Raw genomic sequence first — 12,938 nt, forward strand, 5'->3', positions numbered from 1 at the left:
TGTTTTTTTTATGTTTATATTTTTCTCTTCGGGGAATGAAATAGTTATCTAAATAAACTATTATGCGTTCCAAAAGATGAGGAGGATCATCTGTGAAGAAAAACACCAAAAAATACCTGATTTACTTTTTCGGAGCATTAGGCGGGCTGCTTTACGGCTATGACACCGGTGTGATTTCAGGGGCTTTGTTATTTATTAACAATGATATTCCTTTAAACACGCTGACCGAGGGATTGGTCGTCAGCATGCTGCTGCTCGGTGCGATTTTCGGGTCCGCATTAAGCGGGACATGCTCTGACCGATGGGGCCGGAGAAAAGTGGTTTTCGTCCTTTCACTCATTTTTATTATCGGCGCGCTTGCCTGTGCGGCTTCGCAAACCGTCACCATGCTGATTATCTCCCGTGTCATTCTCGGGTTAGCCGTCGGGGGCTCAACGGCGCTGGTTCCCGTTTATCTATCTGAGATGGCGCCGACAAAAATACGCGGAACGCTCGGCACATTGAATAACTTAATGATTGTAACCGGAATTTTACTCGCATATATCGTGAATTACATATTCACCCCATTTGAAGCTTGGCGCTGGATGGTCGGTCTCGCCGCAGTACCGGCGGCGCTTTTATTAATCGGAATCGCGTTTATGCCGGAATCTCCGAGATGGCTCGTCAAACGCGGCCGTGAGCAGGAAGCCAGACAAGTCATGGAAATGACCCACGACAAAGAGGATATCGCCGTTGAATTGGCGGAAATGAAACAAGGAGAAGCCGAGAAAAAAGAATCTACGCTCGGCTTGCTGAAAGCCAAATGGATCCGCCCTATGCTGCTGATCGGGATCGGCCTCGCCATCTTCCAGCAGGCGGTCGGTATCAACACGGTGATTTACTATGCGCCGACTATCTTTACAAAGGCAGGACTCGGCACTTCGGCGTCCGTTCTCGGCACGATGGGCATCGGTGTCTTAAACGTCATCATGTGTATCACCGCCATGATCTTAATTGACCGGATCGGCCGGAAAAAACTGCTGATGTGGGGAAGTGTCGGCATTACCTTGAGCCTGGCGTCACTATCAGCCATTCTCCTTCTGGCCGGCCTGTCAGCTTCAACAGCATGGCTGACCGTGCTGTTTCTCGGCATCTATATCGTTTTCTACCAGGCGACATGGGGTCCCGTCGTATGGGTTCTGATGCCGGAGCTGTTCCCGTCAAACGCACGCGGAGCCGCAACCGGATTTACGACATTGATCCTGTCGGCAACCAACCTGATCGTTTCACTGGTATTCCCGCTTATGCTGAGCGCTATGGGCATCGGCTGGGTATTCGGAATATTCTCAGTCATTTGCCTCTCATCCTTCTTCTTCGCCGCTTACATCGTTCCTGAAACGAAGGGCAGAAGTTTAGAAGAAATCGAAACGCACTTGAAAAAACGGTTCTCCTTAAAGAAGCGCAGCAAACAAAATCAAATTCTTAAACAGCGCACACTGTAATAAAAAAAGGAATCGCCCAGCGGGGGCGATTCCTTTTTGGCGTCATACCATGACTTTGCAAATGTCATTCGTAAATTCGACCGGATCATGGATCGGCAGCCCTTCAATCAGAAGCGCCTGATTGTACAGAAGGTTTGTGTATAATGCCAGCTTTTCCCGATCTTGTCCGTGCGCGTTTTTTAGCGTCTCAAACACTTCGTGATTCGGGTTGATTTCCAGCACTTTTTCCGCTTTGACCTGCTGGCTGTCAGGCATAGCATTCAACACTTTTTCCATTTCGATCGTCACTTCGCCGTCTGTCGCAAAACAGACCGGATGAGATTTTAAACGTTTCGACGCTCTGACGTTCTTTACTTTATCCGCAAGAATCTCTTTCATGCTTTCGAACAGGTCTTTATATTCGTTCTCTTCGGCTTCAGTCTGCTTTTCATCCTCATCACTGTCGATGCCTAAGTCGGCGCTGGATACGGATTTGAACTCTTTTTCCTCATAGCTTGTCAGCATTTTGATCGCGAATTCATCAATATCTTCCGTGAAATATAAAATCTCGTAGCCTTTGTCCGCCACCATTTCAGTTTGCGGCAGCTTTTCAATCCGCTCATATGAATCGCCGGACGCGTAATAGATATATTTTTGATCCTCAGGCATTCTGGACACATATTCGTCCAGAGTGACGAGCTTTTTCTCCTTAGATGAATAGAAGAGAAGCAGATCTTTTAATACGTCTTTATTCGCGCCGAAATCATTATAGACGCCGAATTTCAGCTGTCTGCCGAAAGATTCATAGAAAGATTCGTATTTTTCTCTTTTGTTCTTCAGCAGGCTCTTCAGCTCGGCTTTGATTTTTTTATTGATGTTTTTCGCAATCAGCTTCAGCTGGCGGTCGTGCTGCAGCATCTCTCTGGAAATGTTCAGCGACAGATCCTCAGAATCGACCATGCCTTTTACAAAACTGAAATGGTCCGGAAGCAGGTCGGCGCATTTGTTCATGATCAGCACGCCGTTGGAATACAGCTCCAATCCTTTTTCGAATTCCTTCGTATAATAGTCAAACGGCATGTTTTCCGGAATAAACAAAATCGAATTGTAGCGCACCGCTCCATCGACGCTGATATGCACATGGGTCAGCGGTTTATCAAAGCCGTAATGCTTCTCGGCGTAAAAAGCCTCGTAATCTTCATCCGTCAGCTCGCTTTTATTTTTTCTCCAGATCGGCACCATGCTGTTGACCGTCTGTTCTTCCTGAACTTCTTCAAATTCGTTCTCGCTGCCCTCTTTCGGCTTGTTGACCGTCTCTTCCATTTTGATCGGGTAGCGGATAAAATCAGAGTACTTTTTCACGATCGCTTTGATGCGGTAGTTTTCTAAAAACTCATCATAGCTTTCATCTTCTGTGTTTTCTTTTATTTGCAGGGTGATTTCCGTACCGACGGTTTCTTTGTCACACGGCGCGATCGTGTAGCCGGCAGCCCCTTCCGACTCCCATACATACGCCTCGTCACTGCCGAGCGCCTTACTTTTCACCGTGACTTTATCAGCCACCATAAACGCCGCATAAAATCCGACGCCGAACTGGCCGATAATGTCATGGCCATCTTTCGTGTCATTTTCTTGCTTGAAAGCGAGTGAACCGCTTTTCGCAATCGTGCCGAGATGCTGTTCAAGCTCGTCTTTTGTCATCCCGATACCGGTGTCTGTGACGGTGAGCGTTCTCGCTTCTTTGTCCGCCGTCACTTTTATGTAGTAATTGTCTTGATCAAACGTTAATGAATCATCGGTTAACGCCTTGTAATAGATTTTGTCAATCGCATCGCTCGCGTTGGAAATTAACTCGCGGAGAAAAATTTCCTTCTGCGTGTAAATGGAGTTAATCATCATGTCCAGCAATCGCTTGGATTCTGCTTTAAACTTTTTTTTCCGCACTTCAGATCTCTCCTTTAATTATGCTTTGATGTTATGTAAAATCTTTTCAGCATCTATTTATCATATACAGTGACAATTGTCAACTAGGATTAGCAGATGCATATATTGTAAATTTAACATGTTAATGGATTCATTTCACCCATTTTATCAATAAAAAAGAGAGAATGTTGATCATCCTCTCCTCTCTGCTTCTTTCCGGCGGCCGAATTCCTTCTTCATCCATATGTATGACGGGTAGAAAAACAAACTAAATAAGATAAGAGATCCCAAGTTTCGCAAAGACTCATGCAGAACATTTCTTACAGTGAGAGGAAATATGATGTCCTGAAATAGAATAGAGATAACGGTGTAAATCACAAATCCCATAGGAACAATGGCATAACAATAAAACGCTATCTCCTTCTTATGCTGTATCTTCAAAATATGTAAACCTCCCAATGATGTATATACATAATATTAACATATTTAATAGGTATTTAGAAACAGACCTCCGTATGTTTATCCCCCTATTCAGCGGGAACAGATATAAAAAAAGGAGGAATCGCAATATGGGAAGATTAACAGACAAAACCGCAATCATCACAGGGGCCGCGACAGGCATCGGACAAGCGACGGCACGGGTTTTCGCCGATGAAGGCGCCCGCGTGATCTGCGGTGACATCAATGAAAGCGAACTGAATGAAACCGTCAGCGCCATCAGAAAAAACGGCGGAGATGCAGAAGCCTTTCACCTTGATGTATCAGACGAAGAAAACGTAAAGTCTTTTGCGGACGGCATTCAGCAAAAGTACGGAACAATTGATATTCTGTTTAACAATGCCGGTGTTGACCAAGAGGGCGGAAAAGTCCATGAATACCCGGTCGACCTGTTTGACCGGATCATCGCCGTCGATCTGCGCGGCACATTTCTTTGCAGCAAATACCTGATTCCGCTCATGCTCGAAAAAGGAGGCTCCATCATCAACACCTCCTCCATGTCCGGCCGGGCCGCAGACCTTGACCGCTCAGGCTATAACGCCGCAAAAGGCGGAATCACGAACCTGACGAGAGCGATGGCCATTGATTACGCCAGAAGCGGAATCCGCGTCAATTCCTTATCGCCGGGGACGATTGAAACGCCGCTCATTGATAAATTGGCAGGCACGACAGAAGACGAAATGGGCGAAGCGTTCCGTGAAGCCAACAAATGGATCACGCCGCTCGGCCGGCTCGGAAAACCGGAAGAAATGGCAGCCGTCGCGCTCTTCCTCGCTTCAGACGACAGCTCTTACGTCACGGGAGAAGACATCACCGCAGACGGCGGCATCATGGCATACACTTGGCCGGGAAAAATGCTGATTGATAAGAAGTGGAAGGAAGAGACGGAGTGACGGTGAAAAAGAAACAAGCCAGTGCAAAAACACTGGCTGAACAAGCTGAGGGCGGGTTACTTAAACCAGCCCTTTTCCTTTGATCTGGTAATGGCTTCAATTCGATTTTTCACTTCTAATTTATCCAGGATCATCGAAACGTAATTGCGGACTGTGCCGCTTTTGATGCTGAGGGCGTTTGCGATTTCTTTCGTGTTTTTTCCGTCTGCGACAAGCTCGAGCACCTCTTTTTCCCGTTCGGTCAGCGGGTTTTCTTCACTATAGATGTCCTCCATTAATTCAGGTGCGTAGACGCGTCTTCCTTTCATGACGCTGCGGATGGCGCTGACGAGCTCATCGCTCGGGCTGTCCTTGAGCATGTACCCGCTGACGCCTGCTTTTAGCGCCCGCTGAAAATAGCCGGAGCGGGCAAAGGTCGTCAAAATGATGATTTTCACACCGCTGTCCTTGAGCTCTTCTGCCGCTTCAAGACCTGATTTCCCGGGCATTTCGATATCCATCAGACAGATGTCGGGCGCATGTTTTTCCACGAAATCGATGGCATCCTGGCCGCTTGTGCCTTTGCCGACAACCGTCATATCCTCTTCTAAATTCAACAGCGAACCGAGTGCGCCGAGCAGCATTTGCTGATCCTCGGCAATGAAGATGTTGATCATCTGCTACCATCCTTTTCTTTTGATTTTGAATCATTCGGGATTCTCATGGTCAGCTTTGTTCCGGCGGCTGTATCAATGGCTAAACTGCCGTTTGCGAATTCAAGACGTTCCCTCATTCCAAGCAGGCCGTGCCCCTTTGAAAAAAAGCGGTCTTCTTTGCATTGAAAGCTGCCGTCATCTTCTACCGTAATGACAACCTCTTTCCAAAGCTGCTGAATGGTGATGCGGCATACTTTGGCGCCGCTGTGTTTCACGACATTGGTGACGGCTTCTTTAATGCACATGCTGACGATGTTTTCGTTCAGCAAAGAGATATGTTTGGGCGCTTCTTTTTCTTCATACACAAAATCAATTCCTGCCGCTTCAAGAATTTGCCGAACATTGCCGAGCTCATCCTTCAATCGGATGCCTTTCATCGATGAGACGATTTGTCTGACCTCATTTAAGGAGGTGCGGGCCGTCTGCTGCACGCTTTTCAGCTCAGTGCGGGCCTGTTCGGGGTCCTTGTAAATCAGCTTTCGGGCGAGGTCGCTTTTCAGTCCGATTAAGGAGAGCTTTTGTCCAAGTGTATCGTGAAGGTCCCGGGCGATGCGCTGCCTTTCTTCCAGCTTCACAAGATCGGCGATTCGCTCATTTGCATATTCTAATTTCTCTTCAAGGCGCTCCCGTGCCTTTCTGCTTCGAATGCTGAGCGGGAGCAGAATGGCACTGATCAGTGTAATGACAATAAACGGGATTTGTGTCAAAAACCACTCTTTTTTCAGAACAAGGCTGAAGTTGACGGCAACCGCCGCACTGATGATATGAATGTAATATAAGATGTAAAATGGAACTTTGTCTCGGATATGGCCGATGAAGTAGGCGATAAAGAAGGCGAAGTAAATATAGCTGAACAGCATAACTGAGCCGGTCGAAATGCCGATCAGAAGAAGCGCCCATAAGTAAAGCGGCCAGCCTTTTGCAACAAATGCGAAGCGGTATGCGCCAAAGAAAACAAGTGTAAAAATGATGCCGGCCACGATGACAAAGGTAGAAGAGCTTTTAAAAATAAAATAAAAAGGCAAGATGAAAAAAATCATCCATATATAAGGAGAAATCCCATTCAGTTTTTGAAATTTAAAATACTTCTTCATCTTTGTTCCACCTTCTGCTGCTTGTGTCTACCATCACTTTATCAAAACACCGCCTTCATTGCATCCTCACGCATGAAGAGAAGGCTCTTTCTGATAAGAGAAAGAGCCGCGCGTCATATCAGGCATTTTTCTTTAAAGGTTCTTTCGGCACCGGATGGGGCGCCGGTTTTTTCCGCGCCTCCCGAAAGGTGACAAATTGCTTTTCGTCCTCATCCCACAGACGGAATTTCATGGATTCAAGACTTGTTTTAAGCGTAATGGTCGGCACGTTTTTTAAAGGCTCGTGCCCCTCATGAGCGGCTTCCAGCTTGTAGTTCGGCACTTTCGGGCTTAAGTGGTGAACATGATGGTAGCCGATATTGCCTGTCAGCCATTGCAAAAGCTTCGGAAGCTTGTAAAAGGAGCTTCCTTCTACCGCGGCCTGCACATAATCCCAATGCTCATCGGCTTCAAAATAAGAATCCTCAAACGTGTGCTGAACATAAAATAGCCAGACGCCGATTGACCCCGAAATAAGGAAAATCGGACCCTGAACAAGCAAAAAGTTTTCCCAGCCGACAAGCAGGCACGTCGCAGCAGCCAATAAGACAATCGCCGCGTTCGTGAAATAGGTGTTCCAGCGCTCCTTGCGGCGGGCGCCTTTTACATTGAAACGGTTTTTAATCAGAAATACGTAAATCGGGCCGAGAATAAACATAATAAACGGATTGCGATAAAGTCTGTAGCGTACTTTTGTCCAGGCTGAGGCTTCGTTGTATTCCTTGACGGTCATCATCCAAATATCGCCGGTGCCCCGTTTATCTAAGTTGCTGCTCGTCGCATGATGAATGGAGTGGCTGCGCTGCCATTGAAGGAACGGAAACAGGGTCAGCACACCTGAAATAAACCCGAACAGCCGGTTCAGTTTCTTTTGTTTGAAAAAGGATTGGTGGCAGCAGTCGTGGAAAATAATAAAGATTCTTGTCAAAAATCCCGCTGCTATAACAGTAAAGGCGAGGGTCAGAAGATAGGAGACATTGAGGCTGAAGTAAGCAAGAAACCAAAGGGCAAAAAACGGCACAAACGTGTTGAAAAGCTGATTGACACTATGCTTTGTATCGGCGCCGGAAAATGCGGCAACCTGCTTTTTTAAAGATGCTTGTTTTTGAGTTGCGGTGTGATTGGTCATGAATGTCATGTCCCTTCTTTTTCATTATGATCCCAAGTATAACGGGGCGCCAGACGCTTTTGTAGTAGCAGCCATCATGCCCCGAATATGACATTTGTCATGTTTGGCGGCTGAATGCTGATCAGGCGTCATATGGAAGGTATCTTTTTTATAAGGGATAAAGCCGGACACTTCATATCGGCGCTTCTCAAAGAAAACAGCAAAAAAGAACCCGGCCTGTTTTCGGCTGAGTTCTTTTTCATCATCCTCACAGCAAAATCACCCGATACTTCTTCACATCCAAAAACTGCAGAAACTCCCGGGCCAGCATGTCCGGCGCGTGGTCTTTTCCTTCATGAAGACGATATTGAATCAAACCGGCGAGCATGGACGCGACATAATATGCATAGAGTTTTTTGCCCGCCTGAATGTGCAGGGGCTGATGAAGATAAAACGATTGCAGCGCTCTGAACATTTCCGGGATGACGTCAGGCACTCCCGAACCCTCTCTCAGAAAATGAACGAGCGGCAGGCCGTCCGACAGTGCCGAAAAGAGACCGACGAGCGCGGATTCCGCTTCTTCCATGGAGCAATCGGCAGGCTCTCCTTTTACCGTCAATAATCCGATCAGATCCCGGCATGATTGATGGATGATCGTTTTCAGCAATGCTTCTTTGTTGGCGTAATGGTCATAAAAAGTGGCACGGCGGAGGTTGCTTTGACGGGCAATATCGGAAATCGTGATTGCCGCGTACTCTTTTTTTTCCGCCATTAAGCCGATCATGGCTTCTTGCAAGGCCTGCCTCGTCCTTGTCACCCGGCGGTCGGCGGGCTTTTTTTCTTCTTGTTCCGGCACCCGGCGGCCGAACAGCCAGTAAAACCGTTTTTGAGAAATCAAATCCCACACCTGTCCGCTGATCGCTTCCGGGGATGCCCCGGGCTCCTCATTCAGCCAGTACAACACAATGGCATACGTGTATAAAGCGCGGTAATGAATGTACATATCCTGTTCAGTCGGTGAGAAATCCGCATTGACCGGTGACAGCAGCACATCATGCCGGAACACATCTTTTAAAAAAGCATGAAAGTGAAAATAGGGCATTTTATTGCGATCCATCATCGTTTGAAAAAACACCCGATGCCGATCAACAAAAGACAGGGTCGGATGCACTTTTTGCCATCCGCCATGTAAATGAAGCACATCTTTATTCTTCAGCGAATCATACAGCGCTTCGCTCAGCCCGTCTTTCATTTCTTCCTCTATATCCTCTAAAATCGCATATTTATCTTCGTAATAAAGGTACAGTGTCCCCCGGCTCACACGCGCCCGTTCGGCGATGTCCTTCATGGTCACACGGCGGATATCCCGCTCTCCAAGCATGGCCAAAAGCGCTTGTTTGATGTCAGTTGTCACAGAATCCGGCATAAGAGACACTCCTTTCATTAGACAGATCACCGCAATTTGTACGGTAACGTATAGATGAGTTTACGCTGTCTTTGCCGCAAAAACACATCACATTATAATAGGCCCTGAAGAAACAAAAAAGCAACCAGAGGAGGAAGACCGATGGATCAGCATATAAAAGCAGACATCAAACGCGTCTTTGCGCTTCAGAAAAAAAATCAAAAAACACTGCGTGCTTCAACAGCCGGGCAGCGCAGAGAAAAGCTTCAGCGCTTTTTAGATGCCGTCACCGCACATGAAGAAGAAATCATCGAGGCGATCAGACGGGACGTCCGCAAGCCTTATCATGAGGTAAAAAGAGCGGAAACGCAGGGAACGATTAAGGCGATTAAAGATAATATGAACAATCTCGACACCTGGATGGCGCCGAAACGCGTCGGCTCATCCGTCAGTCCCGACGCTGACGGCGTATTAATGTACGAGCCAAAAGGCCTTACCTTAATTCTCGGCCCATGGAATTATCCGTTTATGCTGACGATGGCTCCGCTTGCGGCTGCCATTGCGGCCGGCAACAGCGCGATTGTGAAGCTGTCCGATTTTACAATGGAGACGAGCCATATCGCCGCGACAGTTATTCGCGAGGCATTTCACGAAGAAGAAGTCGCCATTTTTGAAGGTGAGGTCGATGTCGCCACAGAACTGCTCGACCAGCCGTTTGACCACATTTTCTTCACCGGAAGCACGAATGTCGGTAAAATCGTCATGACGGCAGCGGCGAAGCACTTGTCGTCCGTCACGCTTGAGCTTGGCGGAAAAAGCCCGACGATCATCGACAGCGACTATGATTTAATGGACGCGGCGAAAAAAATCGCCGTCGGCAAATTTGTCAATGCGGGGCAAACATGTATCGCACCTGACTATCTCCTTATGAAGAAAGAAGTGCAGAACACCTTTACAGATCTCCTGCAAACCATTGTCAATGCAGGTTTTATGGAGGATGATCATACGGTTGACCGCAACAAATTCACGCAGATTGTCAACGACCGCAACTTTAACCGTGTCAAAGCCCTGTATGATGACGCCATTGAAAAAGGGGCGAAGACGGCGTTCGGCGGCGTATTCGATGCGCATGACCGCACGATTTCTCCGACCGTGCTGACAAACGTCACGCCTGATATGAAGATCATGCAGGAAGAAATCTTCGCACCGATTCTGCCGATTATGAATTACGAAGATATCAGTGAAGCCGTTGATTACATCACTGAACGGGACAAGCCGCTTGCCTTGTATGTATTCAGCCATAATCAGGAGCTGATCGATTATGTGCTGCAGCATACGACATCCGGCAATGCTTCTATCAATGATGTCGTCGTTCATTTCACTGACGTCAACCTTCCGTTCGGCGGTGTCAATACGAGCGGGATCGGTTCATATCACGGTGTGTACGGCTTTAAAGAATTTTCTCATGAAAAAGGCGTATTTATTCAAGCCTCTAAATAAAAAAAGAATCCGCGCAGATGACGCGGATTCTTTTTTTATGATTTTTTTGCCCCGAATGCGAGCAGTTTCGTATAAGTGCCGACGTAAAGCGTGCCGTCTTCAGCCAGAACCGGGGAGGAAATGACATTGCTGTCTGTTTGATAGCGCCATTTTTCATTACCGTCAGCGTCAACCGCATAGACGTTTTTATCGTCAGAACCGAAGTACACATTGCCGTCCGCATCAATCAGCGGCGCCGTTCTCACAGGCCCGTCCGTATAGAAAGACCAGTTCATATTGCCGGTTTTGCTGATGGAAAACAGCTCGCCGCTTCCGGAACCGATATACACATTGCCGTTATGGTCGATCGCTAATGAAGAGCTGGAGAAACCGTTTAACGGGAACGTCCACTTTACAGCACCCGTTGATGTATAGGCGTATAAGTTGCCGTCCTGGTTTCCGGCGTAAACGGTGCCGTCTCTATCAATAACCGGATAGCCTTTAAACCCGTTGGACGTCGTTTTTGACCATTTCACTTGGCCCGTTCCGGAATTGATCGCGTAAAAGATATTATTGTACGTTGCCGTATACAGCGTGCCGTTTGATGCTAACACGGGAGCGGAGCCGACCACGCCGTTTGTTTTAAACTTCCACTTTTGCGTCCATGTCGAAAGCGACGTCGGTTTAATCGCATAGATATAGTTATCCAGCGTCGACACATACAGCGTGCCGTCAGAGCCGATAGCCGCATCGGAACTAGGCGCTCCGCTCAGCGGAACTGAAGTTAAAATGGTTCCGGTTTCTTTGTCGATGAAATACAGTTTTTTATCGTGAGAAGGAAGATAAATGACACCGTTTGTTCCGAGCACCGGAGTCAGCGTATAGGTCGTCCCGAGGTTTTCCGTCACCCATTTCACAGTACCGTCCGGATGATACGCCGTCAGCTTCCCGTCTTTTGATTGAATAAATACGGTGCCGTCCCCATCAACCGCGGCTCCCGCACCGTTTTGAGGATTGGCCGGAACATTCTTTTCCCATTTTAATGCGCCATCGGCAGTGCTTGTAAACCGGCTTTCTCTTGACCAGTTGAACATCGTCGGAGACATCGCCTGCGCGTCATACCGTCCCGCCAAGAAACCGGATGCCGCATGATTTTGTTTAAATACCGTTTCCGCGGCTTGAGCAGCCGCCGGATGCAGCCATTTTGCCCCCGGCAGATCAGTAACCGCTCCCATAGATAAAGCCGCAGCAACCGCAGCGCCGGCCGCCAATGTTTTCATTCGCAATGAAGCTGTCTTTTTTTTCAATGTCAGTTCCTCCCGTTTCTATTAAAAGCTGCTATATCACTTCGATCATACCATAATTAACCTATGTAATATTTGTATTTTCGGTAGATTTATAGAACAAATGTCACATAGCCTGCTGATGCTTCGGGGATGATCGAAACGCGGCAATATACCACACCACATTGACGATGAAAGCCGCGCCTGACCAAACGAAAAGGCCGTAATAAAGAGACAGCTCCTGCTCTAAGGAAATTGCGGTCAATAACGCCACCAACAAGACAGCCGCGCAAATAATAAGCCCGATTCCGCAAAAAACGGCCATGATGATTTTCATGACACGAATACCGAGAATATACAAAATGAGCGGGACCGCATATATAACAAAGATCTGGCCGACGGCGGCCCACATGCCCGCGGAATTAAAACGATTCGCGTTCGGCCCCGTTTCCGCAAGCGGAGAAAGCGAGACGAGGACCGGCAATAAACAAAACAGCAGAGCGGAAAGCAAGGTCACCGCAACCGCACCTTTTTTCTTTTGATTCATGTGAATATCCTCCTGACAATAACCCGGCTTTTTTACCGGTAATCTGATAATATGTTATATTTTAGCACGATTTTTACTTAATTTGAGAATGTTTTGTCAAAAACGAATTTACAAATCCAGAAAAATAGATATAATAAACGTTATGGAACCGATATTGATTCATAAAGCGTTATCTAACAAAACACGAAGTGATATTATGACGTGGCTTAAACACCCGGAAGACCATTTTGATGAAAGACCTTATCTTGAGCAGGGACTCAGTTTCCGCACCGGAATTTGCGTCGGTGATATTCAGGCAAAGTCGGGGCTTGCGCAGTCCGTCATCTCCAGCTACCTGCTGACCATGCAAAAAGCCGGCCTGCTGGAATCCGAACGAATCGGAAAGTGGACCTATTACAGAAGGAATGAAAAACAAATTAAAGCCTTTGCTGACTATGTTCAGCACCAGCTATAACCATGAAAGGAGGGCTTTTTTTGTTCTAACATATCTATTTTTCTGTATATGTAGTTATAA

12 protein-coding genes are annotated in these 12,938 nt (G+C 47.2%); 4 read left to right on the top strand and 8 right to left on the bottom strand.

Annotation, left to right across the window (positions count from 1 at the left end):
• Nucleotides 1–92 precede the first annotated feature (92 nt).
• Nucleotides 93–1,481, top strand: a complete 1,389-nt coding sequence (locus tag JNUCC21_RS20700; protein WP_007407844.1) for a sugar porter family MFS transporter — start codon at nucleotides 93–95, stop codon at nucleotides 1,479–1,481.
• A 42-nt stretch (nucleotides 1,482–1,523) separates the two neighbouring features.
• Here JNUCC21_RS20700 and htpG read toward each other — a convergent pair whose 3' ends face one another.
• Nucleotides 1,524–3,404: a molecular chaperone HtpG gene (gene htpG, locus JNUCC21_RS20705; RefSeq protein WP_025285538.1), complete on the bottom strand. Its 1,881-nt coding sequence runs from the start codon at nucleotides 3,402–3,404 to the stop codon at nucleotides 1,524–1,526.
• A gap of 171 nt (nucleotides 3,405–3,575) precedes the next feature.
• Nucleotides 3,576–3,824 (bottom strand): hypothetical protein, encoded by a 249-nt coding sequence (locus JNUCC21_RS20710; protein WP_007614882.1) that lies wholly within the window; start codon nucleotides 3,822–3,824, stop codon nucleotides 3,576–3,578.
• A 128-nt stretch (nucleotides 3,825–3,952) separates the two neighbouring features.
• On the opposite strand from JNUCC21_RS20710, the gene JNUCC21_RS20715 reads away from it, so the two are divergent.
• Entirely contained in the window at nucleotides 3,953–4,774 is an 822-nt protein-coding gene (locus JNUCC21_RS20715; protein WP_059367487.1) for an SDR family oxidoreductase, read from the top strand.
• Nucleotides 4,775–4,830: 56 nt separating this feature from the next.
• On the opposite strand, the gene JNUCC21_RS20720 is transcribed toward JNUCC21_RS20715, so the two are convergent.
• The 4 genes from JNUCC21_RS20720 to JNUCC21_RS20735 all read right to left on the bottom strand — a co-directional run bounded on the left by JNUCC21_RS20720 (nucleotide 4,831) and on the right by JNUCC21_RS20735 (nucleotide 9,136).
• Nucleotides 4,831–5,430, bottom strand: a complete 600-nt coding sequence (locus tag JNUCC21_RS20720) for a response regulator transcription factor (protein WP_007407848.1) — start codon at nucleotides 5,428–5,430, stop codon at nucleotides 4,831–4,833.
• Nucleotides 5,427–6,563, bottom strand: a complete 1,137-nt coding sequence (locus JNUCC21_RS20725) for a sensor histidine kinase (RefSeq protein ID WP_280581372.1) — start codon at nucleotides 6,561–6,563, stop codon at nucleotides 5,427–5,429. Before JNUCC21_RS20725 ends, JNUCC21_RS20720 begins: the two co-directional genes overlap by 4 nt.
• 118 nt (nucleotides 6,564–6,681) lie before the next feature.
• Entirely contained in the window at nucleotides 6,682–7,731 is a 1,050-nt protein-coding gene (locus JNUCC21_RS20730) for a fatty acid desaturase (protein ID WP_007407850.1), read from the bottom strand.
• Nucleotides 7,732–7,978: 247 nt separating this feature from the next.
• Nucleotides 7,979–9,136: a TetR/AcrR family transcriptional regulator gene (locus tag JNUCC21_RS20735; protein ID WP_369878458.1), complete on the bottom strand. Its 1,158-nt coding sequence runs from the start codon at nucleotides 9,134–9,136 to the stop codon at nucleotides 7,979–7,981.
• A 141-nt stretch (nucleotides 9,137–9,277) separates the two neighbouring features.
• Here JNUCC21_RS20735 and JNUCC21_RS20740 point away from each other — a divergent pair, with 141 nt between their 5' ends.
• Complete coding sequence (locus JNUCC21_RS20740) at nucleotides 9,278–10,615, top strand: aldehyde dehydrogenase family protein (protein ID WP_369878459.1); 1,338 nt, start codon at nucleotides 9,278–9,280, stop codon at nucleotides 10,613–10,615.
• A 35-nt stretch (nucleotides 10,616–10,650) separates the two neighbouring features.
• Here JNUCC21_RS20740 and JNUCC21_RS20745 read toward each other — a convergent pair whose 3' ends face one another.
• Both JNUCC21_RS20745 and JNUCC21_RS20750 read right to left on the bottom strand, forming a co-directional pair.
• Entirely contained in the window at nucleotides 10,651–11,874 is a 1,224-nt protein-coding gene (locus JNUCC21_RS20745) for a PQQ-binding-like beta-propeller repeat protein (protein ID WP_150941586.1), read from the bottom strand.
• Between the two features lie 130 nt (nucleotides 11,875–12,004).
• Nucleotides 12,005–12,424, bottom strand: a complete 420-nt coding sequence (locus JNUCC21_RS20750) for a DUF5391 family protein (RefSeq protein WP_327943493.1) — start codon at nucleotides 12,422–12,424, stop codon at nucleotides 12,005–12,007.
• A gap of 142 nt (nucleotides 12,425–12,566) precedes the next feature.
• Here JNUCC21_RS20750 and JNUCC21_RS20755 point away from each other — a divergent pair, with 142 nt between their 5' ends.
• On the top strand, nucleotides 12,567–12,878 hold the full coding sequence (locus tag JNUCC21_RS20755) for a helix-turn-helix transcriptional regulator (protein WP_015240918.1): 312 nt from the start codon (nucleotides 12,567–12,569) through the stop codon (nucleotides 12,876–12,878).
• Nucleotides 12,879–12,938: the final 60 nt, after the last annotated feature.

The sequence above is a fragment of the Bacillus sp. JNUCC-21 genome (genome assembly GCF_041222765.1).
GTDB classification, from domain to species: domain Bacteria; phylum Bacillota; class Bacilli; order Bacillales; family Bacillaceae; genus Bacillus; species Bacillus velezensis.